Source organism: Pseudoalteromonas sp. BSi20480, from assembly GCF_000241365.1.
GTDB classification, from domain to species: Bacteria; Pseudomonadota; Gammaproteobacteria; order Enterobacterales; family Alteromonadaceae; genus Pseudoalteromonas; species Pseudoalteromonas marina.
In genome coordinates, this window is record NZ_BADX01000012.1 from 54,468 (window position 1) to 66,147 (window position 11,680).

Consider the following 11,680-nt stretch of genomic DNA (forward strand, 5'->3'; position numbering starts at 1 on the left):
TTAGAGCATGAGCCTCAATTATCTTGATTTTGAGCTTCCGATTGCAGAATTAGAAGCAAAAATTGAAGAATTACAAAGCATAAGCCGCGCTGGCGAATTAGACCTTGAGCTAGAAGAGGAAGTCAGCAAATTAAAAGAAAAAAGTGCTAAGCAAAAAGAGGAAATTTTCTCAAATTTAGGCGCTTGGCAAGTATCGCAGTTAGCGCGTCATCCGTTGCGTCCTTATACTCGAGATTATATCGAGCGCATTTTCACGGAATTTGACGAGTTTGCAGGCGATCGTACTTTTGCTAACGATCCGGCTATTTTAGGCGGTGTTGCACGTTTAGATGGCGAACCCGTTATGGTTATTGGCCAACAAAAAGGCCGCGACACAGCTGAAAAAATTAAACGCAACTTTGGTATGCCAAAACCAGAAGGCTACCGTAAAGCACTTCGCTTAATGGAAATGGCCGAGCGTTTTAAAATGCCAATTATGACCTTTATCGACACGCCAGGTGCATACCCTGGTGTTGGAGCTGAAGAGCGTGGTCAGTCTGAAGCAATTGCACGTAACCTTAAAGTAATGGCGGCGCTTAAAGTGCCAACTATTTGTACGGTTATTGGTGAGGGCGGCTCAGGTGGTGCATTAGCGATTGGTGTTGGCGACAGAGTTAATATGTTGCAATACAGCACGTACTCGGTGATTTCGCCAGAAGGCTGTGCTTCAATTTTATGGAAAAGCGCAGACAAAGCGCCACTTGCTGCAGAGGCTATGGGCGTAACCGCTGAGCGCGTTAAAGAGCTAGATTTAATCAACAATTTAGTTGATGAGCCTTTAGGTGGTGCACATCGTAATTACGATGCGATGGCGCGTAACTTAAAAACCCGTTTAAAACGTGATTTAGCAGACTTACAAGCGCTTTCGCTTGAAGATATGCTTGATCAACGTTACAAACGTTTAATGTCGTTTGGTTACTGCTAATAAAGTAGCTATTACATTAAATGTTAAAAAAAGCCGCTTATGCGGCTTTTTGTTTTAAAATACTTCTAACACAAATTTTATAGCGTATTGCATGCAATCATCAGCCATTTATCAACACGTTAAACACGCTCTAGAGCACTTTTTTAAGCAACAACAGTTTAATTTTACTGTTGCGCTTTCGGGTGGGGTCGACTCAGTTGTATTGTTACATGTAATGCACGTGCTAAAGCAAGAAATGCCAAAGCTAAAGGTAAGTGCAATATACGTTAATCATGGCTTAAGCGAATACGCTAATGACTGGCAGGCTTTTTGCCAAAACCTATGCGTTGAGCTAGATATACCGTTTAATACCGCGCAGGTAACAATAAGCCGGCAAACACGAACAAGCCTTGAAGCGCAGGCACGTGAGGCACGTTATAAAGCACTTGATGAACTAAGCGCACCGCAAAGTGTTATTTTATTAGGCCAGCATTTAAACGACCAAATAGAAACGTTTTTACTGCGTTTAAAGCGTGGCTCGGGCTTAAAAGGGTTAGGTGCAATGCAAGCAATGCGTGAACTTCAAAGCGGGCGAATATGCTACAGGCCGCTTTTAAACATTACGCGCAGTGATATAGAGCACTTTGCCACAGCGTTTAATATTGCGCACATTACTGATGACTCAAATACCGATGAGCGTTTTGATCGTAACTTTTTGCGTGCACGTGTAGTGCCTGAACTGGCTAAGCGGTTTAAAGGTTTTGAACAGTGTGCTGGGCGCAGCATTGAGTTATTGCAGCAACAACAAGCGCTACTTGATGAGTACACTCAAATTGATCTAAGCCAAAGTTTAAATGACCAGCAAGCATTGTGTATTAGCCAAATAATTGATTATAGCGACGTGCGCATAACAAATGTGGTTCGTGCGTGGCTTAGCTTATTTACCCAAGTAATGCCATCTCAAAAGCAGTTGTCACAAATTATTAATCAGGCAATAAACGCTCAGGCCGATGCTAAAATTCAAATTGACTTAGTTGATGGACAGGTTAGGCGCCACCAAGGGTATTTATACTTTGTAACTCAAAAAAACATTGTGAATGATGATGAGTTAATCACTCATGAACTCACTCTCAACGATGGCCGCGTATTAACAAAGCAAAGAGGTGCAGGAATAAGAACACCGCATGCCAATGAGCAGGTTTCAGTAAGATTTAATTATAACAGCGCCCGTATAAAGCCTCTTAAAAAGCCCGGAAGTAACAGCGTAAAGCACTGGTTTAAGGACGCAAAAATAGCGCCTTGGCTTCGAAGTCAAGTGCCGCTTATTTTTTATAATGACGAGCTAGTACAAGTGGTTGGCTATTTTATAAGTGAAAAACATTATGATGAAAATGGTGTTTATTGGGAGTGTAAATAAATGAGTAAACAGCCACATGTTGGATTATCGCTAGTCAATAAAGCGCCACTAGGCATACTATTAACAGCCCTAATAGCGATAGTTGCTAATGTGTTGCTTGATTTGAACATTCTCACTTTAGCGTGTGCTATTTTGGGCGGTGCTGTATCAGCGGTTATATTAATGGCTTATTGGTTAGGTAAAGGAGGCATATTTTTTATATTGGGGGTGAGTTTACCACTCGTTTTAGTGTTATTTACGCCTCTTGATACCGTCACAGCCTTAATAAATTTAGTGAGTGGTTACTTTTTAGGTTTTTGTGTAACACTGACAATTTATAAATTTTTACCTGCAAAGTCTATTGAGTAATAGGGCAAGGGTTTACATAAAAAAGGCTTAGCGGGGGAAGCTAAGCCTTTTAAAAAAGCCTTATAATCAATATGCTTTAGCGCAGTTTCTGCCAGACGCTTTTGCTTTGTACAAGCCTTTATCTGCGCGAGAAAAGATTTCTATATCGCAGTCATTACTCATTGCTAAGGTATAGCCAATACTAACCGTAACTTCATGCTTTGACATTAAGCTAGATTGCTTTACAAATTGCATTATACGTTCAGATACAACCTGATTAGTTTTGAATTCAGGGTCTTCTATTAGTATTGCGAATTCATCGCCACCAAACCTAAATACGGTATCTGTAGCGCGTATACTTGAATTTAATACAGTTGCAAATTCTTTAAGTGTATCGTCGCCAATTTTGTGGCCAAATTTGTCATTTACCTGCTTAAAATTATCTAGGTCAAGTAACATTAGGCTAAAAGGGCGCTGATAACGGCGACAATTTTCAAGCTTTTGAGATAAAATGTCATTAAATTGACTACGGTTGTTTAAACCTGTTAATGAGTCTTTTGTAGCCAATTTAAGCACGCGGCTATACATCATCGCATTACGTAGTGGGTACACTAGCGCAGAGTGAAGCGAGCGTAACTTGCTTTCAATTGCTTTGCCTAAAGGGTACTTACTAAAATATATAAGTTGCCCTAAGTGCTCTCTTCCAATCGTTAAGTCAAAAATATAGGGCGTGCTATTAGTATCGCTTTCAGACGTTTGTGCAGTGCCAAGCGTTGATTGAAACTGCAATCCCGTAAAGTTTAAAAGCTTTTTTGTAAATTTTGCGTATATGGCCAATACATCTTCAATAACTAAACTAGTCTGTAGCTCAGCGACTAACTCGTGTGTTGCCGTTGTTTCATTATTTGGTGTGTGTTCAGCCGAAAACGGCAAAAAGTCGCCGCGACCAGAGACACGTTGCGTCAAAATATGGACATTTTCCATTAAATTCTCCCCCGAGAGTGTTGCTTTGCAAGTATTAAGCGATTTTTGTGCCATATTTTAAAATTAGCTTAAAAACAATTGCTTGCTATAGTTAAACTACATCCCCTAGTTTAATTGAAGCCGGAGGCCAAATTTGCAAAGTACTAATACTCAATTTTTTGGCTTACTTGTCGTTGCCGTTATTTTTGTGTGGTTTTTTAAGCGCATCGGTTTGCCGCCAATTTTGGCGTACCTAGCAACAGGTGTTTTAGCTGGCAGTCATGGCGTTGGATGGCTTGAACATACGCACGAAATAGACTTTGTTGCAGAGCTTGGTATTGTATTTTTGCTTTTTAGCTTAGGGCTTGAGTTTTCAATATCTCGATTAATGGCCATGCGTAATATTGTATTTGGCTTAGGTTCACTGCAGGTGATTGTAACAAGCTTAGTGCTTATTATAATTTTGTACTGTTTAAACTTCAGTTTGCTTACCAGCTTTACTATTGGTTCGATTATGGCGCTGTCTTCAACGGCGGTAGTCGTTAAATTGCTCAAAGAAAGTGGGGAACTTAATCAGCGTAGAGGGCAATTAGCAATCGGTGTATTGTTGTTTCAAGACATTGCCGTAGTCCCTTTACTTATTATTCTTCCTTTATTTGCCACAAGCGATTCACAAACAATTGGGTGGGCGTTAGCATTTTCTCTGACTAAAGGCGCTTTTGTTTGCGTATTACTGTGGGCTATTGGTAAATGGTTACTGCCTAAAGTGTTCAGCGAAATAGCCTTAGTGCGCACTGATGAGCTGTTTGTACTTACTACGCTACTGGTTGCTTTGTTTGCGGGTTTACTAACCTATATGTTTGGCTTATCAATGGCGCTAGGTGCATTTTTGGCCGGGATGATGCTTGGTGAAAGTCATTACAGGCACCAGCTTGAAGCCGATATACGGCCATTTCGCGATATCTTAATGGGGCTTTTTTTGTTACCGTAGGCATGCAGCTCGATTTACTCTATGTGTTTAGCAATGGTCTTATTATTGTTGGCGCATTATTTGGATTATTGGTTTTAAAAATAGCTGTGGTTGCCATCAGTGCACAACTTATGGGTGAGCGAAAGCAGGACTCATTAGCGTGTGGCATTATGCTGTGGCAAATGGGTGAATTTGGTTTTGTATTAATTGCCTTGGGTAGGCAGCATCAATTATTAACCAGCGAACACATTTCATTTTTAATTGCCCTTGGTGTGTTATCGATGGCGTTAACACCATTTTTAATTGAAAAAACACCCTATATTTTAAGGCGTTTAGGGTTATTAAATAGCCCAAGCATTGCATGGGAAGGTGAGCCACAAGTAAGTGCACTTTACACAAACCATGTAGTCATCTGTGGTTTTTCGAGGGTAGGGCAAACTATAGCGCGCTTTTTAAAGCCAGAAGCTATTGAATATGTTGCTGTTGAAAGTAACCCCATACTTGTTCAAGAAGGTAAGGCTGCAGGTGAGCCTGTAATATTTGGCCACGTTAAACAAAAAGATATTTTAAAGTGTGCGGGCGTAGAGCGAGCGCGGTTGGTGATTATTACATTTACCGAGTTTGAACAAACACAAATAGTGATAGATGCAATAAAGCAAATAGCTCCAGAGGTAAAAATACTTATACGTACCCGAGACGATAGCCAGCTTGAAAAACTACGAGAGCTTGGTGTCACTGAAGTTGTACCAGAAACGCTTGAAGCAAGTTTAATGATAGTCTCGCATGTTTTGTCTATGTCGGGTGTACCCATGAGCCGAATTATTAGGCGAGTGAGTGATGAGCGAAGAAATCGTTATCAATTTTTGCAAAGTTTTTTTACAGGTGAGCATATAAGCAACGATGAAAGTAATTCAGATAAATTAGAGTATTTGCATGTGGTTGCTCTGCCCGATAAAGCACATGCGGTTAATAAAAGTATAAATGAGCTTAATTTAGTAAAGCGCAAGGTATCTATTAAGGCATTACGACGCCAAGACCGAGAAATAGACGCCCCTTCAGATCAAATCATTTTGCTTGCCAACGATATACTCGTTTTACAAGGTAAACCAAGGCGTGTGGAACGCGTAGAACATTTTTTATTAGACGGCATTGAATAAATTAATCGAGCCCTAAAAAAGCTCTTATTTCAGGTAGCTTAGCCATGCCGTCTTGATACCCTATTTCCATTAAGTGCTGGGTATAGCGTTTTTCAAATAATAAGTAACTCGTTAAACTTGATTGAGAGTGCTTTTTAACACCAATAGTACGCAATAATACTTTTATCGCCCATGGCATATCGTTGTAATACTGTGCTGCAATGACATTAAAGTTTTGTGAGGGGTTAATAATAAAGCTATCTATTTGCTTTAGCTCTTGGTGTTTATCTCGTGCAGGTAAAAGCCCCAAAGTGCGGTTTATTCTATCTAAGCGTTCTAAATCTGACTGCATGGTGTCGGTAAATACACTATCAAGCAAGTGTCCGGCTACAGCAGAAAGCCCAGGATAATGCGCAGTATATCCCGGTAGATGCGGCTCTTTAGGTTCATCTACACCAATGATAAATATTTTTTCGGCACCCAAATGTATTGAAGGGCTAAGTGGCGATAGTTGATGTATAGAACCATCACCAAAGTAATGATTATGAATATTCACGCTTGGGAACACCATTGGAATAGCACTTGATGCCATTAAATGCTCAACATTAATGCGTGTTGGGCGGCCTTCTCGTTTAGCTCTTTGCCAAGCTGTTTGTGTATTTGACTGAAAAAAAGCGACTGAATCACCTGTGGTATAGCTTGAGGCTGTAATCGAAAGCGCTTCTAAATAGTTTCGGTGTAAATTACGCTCTATGCGATGCAAGTCTAAAATTTCGTTAAGTAAACCACGTAAAGGGCGGTTGTTAAGCAAGCTTGCTGGTGGGTGGTTAATATGCTCTGATTGAAAGCTAGTTAAAATATTACGCGCAATATGGCCAAATACACTTAAAAAATCACTTTTATACACCATTGAGGTCGAAAAGTTTTTCCAAACAGATTCTAATTTTCGCACTGCTAAGTGCGCACAAGAGGCATAACAAGCCAAGGCCGCAGAGTTTATTGCGCCTGCAGACGTACCATTTATTATTCTAAAAGGAAGAGGTGCCGTACGTGGCATACTATGCGCTAGCGCTTTTAAAACACCTACTTGATACGCCGCTCGAGCACCACCACCAGTGAGTAATAAGGCTGTTTTAGGTTTTTTGGGATCTATTTGCTTAATTTTCATATTGGTGGTTAAACTGTTCAACGTCTTTACTTTATTTATTAACTGTAAGTCTTTAAGCTAGAAGAATCAAAGGTTAACTGTTCATAGAGTTATAACTGTATAATTTAATGCTGAATTCAGCATGTCTAACTTAAGATAACTATTGATTTAATAAAAAACTCGAACAGAATGAATTTAATCCACTTAGCCCACTCTAAGTGATACCGCATTTTTATTTTTTATGGAGTTCGTATGTCAGACTCACCAGATGTTCAAAAACGCTCAACAAACAGTAACTTACTTCTTGCCATTATTACGCTAATTGTTGTTGCTTGTGTGGTTGCATTTGTATTACTCAAACCAAGTGACGAACCGGTTGCGCGCATAGAAGCAACAGAGCCCGTTAAAGAGCGGCCAATAATGGAACTTAAGCCATTAAATGAACCAGATATAATTGAGCCAGAAGAGCCAACAGCAGTTGAACAGCCGGCAGAGCTCGAAGTGCCAGCGCAGCGCATAGTTGAACCCGAACCAGAAGTAGCTACGTTACCTGCCTTAAACGATAGTGATACTATGGTTGTTGCCAAAATTGACGAGTACCTAAGTGACTCTGTGATGAGCCTATTAGTCACTGATGATGTTATTCGTCGAGGTGTTGTTTTTATTGACAACTTAGCTCAAGGCAAAGTAGCTAAAAAACACAACCCTGTTATTAAACCCCAAGAAAGCTTCAGTGTTACCGAAGGGGATATTTTAACAATTGATCCAAATAGTTATGAGCGTTACACACCGTATGTAAAAATTTTTACTAGCATGAGTGCAGCGCAAGTGGTCCGTATGTTTGAAGAGTACCAGCCACTTATTAACGATGCATACACTGAAATTGGTTATGGCGATGACGAGTTTAAACAAACATTGAACGACGCTATCGATTTACTACTTGATACTCCGGAGCCTGAAGGCGCCTTACCACTTTTACGTGACTCAGTAACTTATCAGTATGCGTTTTCAGAGTGGGAGCAACTTCCTGCTGCTCAAAAACAGCTTTTACGCATGGGTCCAGACAACATGAAAAAAGTAAAAGCAGCACTTCGTAATATAAAAGCGCAATTAGAGAGCAAATAACAGTCACAAATTAAATTTAAAAGCCGCGATTGTATATGAAGTATGCAATCGCACCTTCTTTTTTGATTATCCCTTGAATAACACAGTAAAAGTAGAGATAATCTCTTCCGCGCCAACCAAGGCCCTCAATGGTAGTCTTATTGGTCCTCTCGCAACACTAGCAGGCGAACCTGGTCAGGCCCGGAAGGGAGCAGCCACAGTTTGTGACGTGTGTGCCGAGATGTGGCTGGTAAGACTGCCACCCAAATTCCTCATTTGGTGTTGTTTGAAGTATAAGTTGACATATTTGTACTAAAAGGTGGCATAAATTGGAAGTATAAGGTGGCATAGTCTAGTATTTAACCAAATGGTTAGATGGTTGACTCACATGTACAGAAGAAAACTCAAACACTCCCGTGTTAAAAATCTCCATAAATTTGCTAGTCAAAAAAATAAATCCACATGTTTAGTTGAATCCTCTTTAGAATTTGATGCTTGTTTCCATTTTGAATTTTCACCATCAATAGCCGCATTTGAAGCACAACCACTAGGTTACGAATATGAGTTTGATAACCGTATTTGCCGTTACACACCTGACTTTTTACTTACCCACACAGACGGCACGCAAAAATTTATAGAAGTAAAACCGCAAAGCAAAATTGCCGACGAAGACTTTCGTGCACGTTTTATTGAAAAGCAAGCTATCGCTAAGCAAGATGGACGTGATTTAATACTGGTTACTGATAAACAAATCCGTGTATACCCAACACTCAATAACTTAAAGCTTTTGCATCGCTACTCTGGTTTTCAGTCTTTAACAGAGCTGCAAGCATCGGTGCTAGAACTTGTTAAGCAATACGGCTCTATTAAAGTGGGACAGTTAGTTAGCTTTTTAAAAGTAACTGCCGGTGAGCTACTTGCTACGGTGCTACGCTTATTATCACTAGGGCAGTTATTTGCCGACTTAACTACAAATGAAATATCAATAGAAACAGCAATTTGGTCTAACAATGTTTAATGACGGTTTGTTTGAAGATGAATTTAACCAGCCATTACCAAAAGTAGAAACCAAACTACCTCAAAGTTACGCCAAAGATTTACAAGCCCTTCCTGAAAAAATTAAAACTACAATATTTGCTAAGCTTAAATATATTCAATGGCTTGAGGCTAATATTCAAGGCGGTTGGACACAAAAAAACCTTGAGCCTTTATTAAAATTAATGCCTGAAGTTGAGGGAGAAAAAAAGCCCAGTTGGAGAACAGCAGCACGATGGTATAGCGCTTATACCAATGCGGATAAAAATATAATGGCGCTAATACCAAGCCATCAAAAAAAAGGTAACAGAGAGCGTGATACAGCCACCGATAAGTTTTTTGAAAAAGCACTTGAGCGTTACTTAGTAAAAGAAAAACCATCAGTGGCTTCGGCTTATAAGTATTATGCAGATTTAGTTATTATTGAAAACGACAGTGTTGTGGGCAGTGTTTTAAAGCCTTTAACATACAAAGCGTTTAAAAACAGAATAGATAACTTACCGCAATACGAAGTAATGATTGCTCGTTATGGTAAGCGCCTTGCTGATATTGCTTTTAATAAAGTGCAAGGGCACACACGGCCTACCCGAGTACTCGAAAAAGTTGAAATTGACCATACGCCACTTGATCTTATTTTATTAGATGATGAGCTGCATATTCCACTTGGCCGACCAACACTCACTATGTTAGTAGATGTGTATAGCCATTGTATTGTTGGCTACTACTTTAGCTTCAGTGAGCCTAGCTATGATGCAGTAAGGCGAGCAATGCTAAATGCGATGAAACCTAAAAGTGAAGTGGCAAAACTATACCCCGATACGATTAATGAGTGGAAGTGTGCTGGCAAAATTGAAACACTTGTTGTTGATAATGGCGCTGAATTTTGGAGTAACAGCCTTGAGCTTGCTTGTGAAGAAATAGGCATTAATACTCAATATAATCCTGTTGCAAAGCCGTGGTTAAAACCATTTGTAGAACGTATGTTCGGCACAATAAATACTGAATTATTAGACCCTGTGCCTGGTAAAACCTTTTCTAACATTTTACAAAAGTATGAATACAATCCCAAAAAAGATGCAATTATGCGTTTTACGACCTTTATGCAGTTATTTCATAAATGGGTATTAGACGTTTACCATCAAGATGCCGACAGCCGCTTTAAGTACATACCAAGCCAATTATGGGATCAAGGCTTTAATACGTTACCACCAACAATGCTGAGTGATGCTGATCTTCAACAATTGGATGTTGTGCTCAGTATTTCAAAGCATCGGGTGCTTCGTAAAGGTGGAATACGGCTAGAAAACTTAAGCTACGACAGTACTGAACTAGCCAACTACAGGAAGCAATTTAGCCACAAAGTATCTCAAGAAGTTTTAATTAAATTAAACCCAGATGATATCTCTTATATCTACGTGTACCTTGATAAGCTAGAGCATTACATAAAAGTGCCATGCATAGATCCAAACGGTTACACCCAAAATTTAAGTTTGAATCAGCACAAAATAAATATACGTATTCATCGCGATTTTATTTCGGGCTCTATCGATAATGTAGGCTTAGCAAAAGCGCGTATGTTTATTCATGATAAAATTCAAAACGAGTTTGAAGAGTTAAAAAATGCGCCAAGAAACTCAAAAGTAAAAGGTGGTAAAGCGTTAGCTAAGCATCAAAATGTAAATAGTAACTCACATAAATCAATAGCTCAGAGTGAGCCAGTAGAACCCAAAAAGGTTACACCTAAAGAGCAGCCAGCTGATAGTTGGGATGACTTTATCTCAGATCTAGATGGATTTTAATTATGCTGACCGATAAACAAAAAGAAAGGCTGAATGAATTTCGCGATGTGTTTATTGAATACCCAATAATAAGCACGGTATTTAACGACTTCGACAGATTAAGGCTTGGTAAAGGGTTAGTGGGCGAAAAGCCCTGCATGCTTTTAAATGGCGATACAGGCACAGGTAAAACAGCACTGATCAAGCAATATAAAGAACGCCATTTACCGCAATTTATTAATGGTGTTATGAATCACCCCGTATTAGTAAGCCGCATACCCAGCAACCCAACACTAGAATCTACTTTAGCCGAACTTCTTAAAGACTTAGGGCAAGTAGGCAGCACAGAGCGCAAACTGCGAGTAAACGGTACACGGTTAACGACATCATTAATAAAATGCCTAAAAACGTGTGGCACAGAGCTTATAATTATTGATGAGTTTCAAGAGCTAATTGAGCATAACCAAGGTAAAAAGCGCCGCGAGATTGCCAACCGATTAAAATACATTAACGACGAAGCGGGTGTATCAATTGTATTGGTAGGTATGCCGTGGGCAGAAAAAATAGCAGACGAACCACAGTGGTCATCGCGTTTATTAGTAAGGCGGCAGCTGCCTTATTTTAAGTTGTCAGAAAACCCAAAGCACTTTGTGCAGTTAATAATTGGCCTAGCCAACCGTATGCCATTTACCGAAAAACCAAATTTAAGTGAGCAAGCAACAGTATTTGCTTTGTTCTCACTATCAAAAGGCTGTTTTAGAACATTAAAATACTTTTTAGATGATGCCGTACTTTATGCATTAATAGATAACGCTAAAACCCTTACGACCAAGCACTTAGTTAAAGCATTTGAGGTACTT

General features: G+C 39.6%; 9 protein-coding genes, 1 other RNA gene and 1 pseudogene. 9 read left to right on the forward strand and 2 right to left on the reverse strand.

Annotation, left to right across the window (positions count from 1 at the left end):
• Positions 1 to 7: 7 nt before the first annotated feature.
• The 3 genes from accA (at position 8) to P20480_RS16235 (ending at position 2,708) form a co-directional block, all read left to right on the forward strand.
• Positions 8 to 964 carry an acetyl-CoA carboxylase carboxyl transferase subunit alpha gene (gene accA / locus P20480_RS16245; protein WP_006793614.1) on the forward strand — a complete coding sequence of 319 codons (957 nt, stop codon included), beginning with the start codon at positions 8 to 10 and terminating at the stop codon, positions 962 to 964.
• Between the two features lie 91 nt (positions 965 to 1,055).
• A complete protein-coding gene (tilS, locus tag P20480_RS16240; protein ID WP_008126690.1) occupies positions 1,056 to 2,360 on the forward strand; it encodes a tRNA lysidine(34) synthetase TilS in 1,305 nt (434 codons plus the stop codon).
• The gene (locus P20480_RS16235; protein WP_008126693.1) at positions 2,361 to 2,708 is read left to right on the forward strand and encodes a hypothetical protein; all 348 of its coding nucleotides are present in this window, start codon (positions 2,361 to 2,363) and stop codon (positions 2,706 to 2,708) included. It begins immediately after the preceding gene.
• 66 nt (positions 2,709 to 2,774) lie between these two features.
• Here P20480_RS16235 and P20480_RS16230 read toward each other — a convergent pair whose 3' ends face one another.
• Positions 2,775 to 3,671, reverse strand: a complete 897-nt coding sequence (locus tag P20480_RS16230) for a GGDEF domain-containing protein (RefSeq protein WP_006793611.1) — start codon at positions 3,669 to 3,671, stop codon at positions 2,775 to 2,777.
• A gap of 133 nt (positions 3,672 to 3,804) precedes the next feature.
• Here P20480_RS16230 and P20480_RS17495 point away from each other — a divergent pair.
• Positions 3,805 to 5,777: pseudogene (locus P20480_RS17495) on the forward strand (monovalent cation:proton antiporter family protein).
• Between the two features lies 1 nt (position 5,778).
• On the opposite strand, the gene P20480_RS16225 reads toward P20480_RS17495, so the two are convergent.
• Positions 5,779 to 6,924 carry a patatin-like phospholipase family protein gene (locus tag P20480_RS16225; RefSeq protein WP_033019545.1) on the reverse strand — a complete coding sequence of 382 codons (1,146 nt, stop codon included), beginning with the start codon at positions 6,922 to 6,924 and terminating at the stop codon, positions 5,779 to 5,781.
• Between the two features lie 231 nt (positions 6,925 to 7,155).
• On the opposite strand from P20480_RS16225, the gene P20480_RS16220 reads away from it, so the two are divergent.
• The 5 genes from P20480_RS16220 to P20480_RS17500 form a co-directional block, all read left to right on the forward strand.
• The gene (locus P20480_RS16220) at positions 7,156 to 8,028 is read left to right on the forward strand and encodes a DUF3014 domain-containing protein (RefSeq protein ID WP_008126701.1); all 873 of its coding nucleotides are present in this window, start codon (positions 7,156 to 7,158) and stop codon (positions 8,026 to 8,028) included.
• Positions 8,029 to 8,166: 138 nt separating this feature from the next.
• Positions 8,167 to 8,263: signal recognition particle sRNA small type (ffs, locus tag P20480_RS19070), an RNA gene on the forward strand.
• Positions 8,264 to 8,395: 132 nt separating this feature from the next.
• On the forward strand, positions 8,396 to 9,025 hold the full coding sequence (locus P20480_RS16215) for a TnsA endonuclease N-terminal domain-containing protein (protein ID WP_008126703.1): 630 nt from the start codon (positions 8,396 to 8,398) through the stop codon (positions 9,023 to 9,025).
• The gene (locus tag P20480_RS16210) at positions 9,018 to 10,841 is read left to right on the forward strand and encodes a Mu transposase C-terminal domain-containing protein (RefSeq protein WP_008126705.1); all 1,824 of its coding nucleotides are present in this window, start codon (positions 9,018 to 9,020) and stop codon (positions 10,839 to 10,841) included. The genes P20480_RS16215 and P20480_RS16210 overlap by 8 nt, the downstream gene beginning before the upstream one ends.
• A 2-nt stretch (positions 10,842 to 10,843) precedes the next feature.
• On the forward strand, positions 10,844 to 11,680 hold an 837-nt coding region (locus P20480_RS17500; protein ID WP_033024912.1), incomplete at its 3' end, for a TniB family NTP-binding protein.

Bases quoted from the DNA above. Each gene is read 5' to 3' on its own strand.
- P20480_RS16215 (WP_008126703.1), top strand. From the start codon at position 8,396: ATGTACAGAAGAAAACTCAAACACTCCCGTGTTAAAAATCTCCATAAA.
- P20480_RS16230 (WP_006793611.1), bottom strand. From the start codon at position 3,671: ATGGAAAATGTCCATATTTTGACGCAACGTGTCTCTGGTCGCGGCGAC.
- tilS (WP_008126690.1), top strand. From the start codon at position 1,056: ATGCAATCATCAGCCATTTATCAACACGTTAAACACGCTCTAGAGCAC.
- P20480_RS16210 (WP_008126705.1), top strand. From the start codon at position 9,018: ATGTTTAATGACGGTTTGTTTGAAGATGAATTTAACCAGCCATTACCA.
- accA (WP_006793614.1), top strand. From the start codon at position 8: ATGAGCCTCAATTATCTTGATTTTGAGCTTCCGATTGCAGAATTAGAA.
- P20480_RS16235 (WP_008126693.1), top strand. From the start codon at position 2,361: ATGAGTAAACAGCCACATGTTGGATTATCGCTAGTCAATAAAGCGCCA.
- P20480_RS16220 (WP_008126701.1), top strand. From the start codon at position 7,156: ATGTCAGACTCACCAGATGTTCAAAAACGCTCAACAAACAGTAACTTA.
- P20480_RS16225 (WP_033019545.1), bottom strand. From the start codon at position 6,924: ATGAAAATTAAGCAAATAGATCCCAAAAAACCTAAAACAGCCTTATTA.